This is a genomic window from Paraburkholderia sp. SIMBA_054, assembly GCF_046534875.1.
Lineage (GTDB): Bacteria > Pseudomonadota > Gammaproteobacteria > Burkholderiales > Burkholderiaceae > Paraburkholderia > Paraburkholderia hospita.
In genome coordinates, this window is sequence record NZ_JAWRXV010000227.1 from 1 (window position 1) to 500 (window position 500).

1 protein-coding gene is annotated in these 500 nt (G+C 59.0%); it reads left to right on the top strand.

All coding sequences use genetic code 11. The annotated features are described in order from the left end of the window. Positions 1–229 precede the first annotated feature (229 nt). A partial coding sequence (locus SB822_RS54885; protein WP_410858821.1) for a flavoprotein occupies positions 230–500 on the top strand: 271 nt, incomplete at its 3' end.

Below are 500 nucleotides of genomic sequence, written 5' to 3' on the forward strand. Positions count from 1 at the left end.
GAACGACGGTGAGCGCAGACTGACGCACAACGACCTCCCCTCGCAAACGCTGATTTCTCATGTACGTCATGAACGGATTTCATCCGCGGACAATGAAAAGCCCTCATGCGAGGCATGAACAGATTTCGTTTGAACGACAGGGGCCATGTCATGCAACCTGAGTGCGGAGACAGACGAACATACGAACCTACGAACCCGCCGCGCAGCGGATCGACAAGAGACGACGAACATGGACCTACGCAAACGTGTCGTGGTGGGAATCAGCGGCGCTTCCGGCGTTGTCTATGGCGTGAGGCTGCTCGAGATGCTGCGCGAGCTCGACGTGGAGACTCATCTGGTGATGAGCCGCTCGGCGCAAATGACGCTCGCCTACGAAACCGACTTGCGCGCGGCCGACGTTCAGGCGCTGGCTTTCGAGCACTATCCCAATGCCGATATTGGCGCGGCGATTTCGAGCGGCTCGTTTCGCGTCGACGGCATGATCGTCGCGCCGTGTTCGA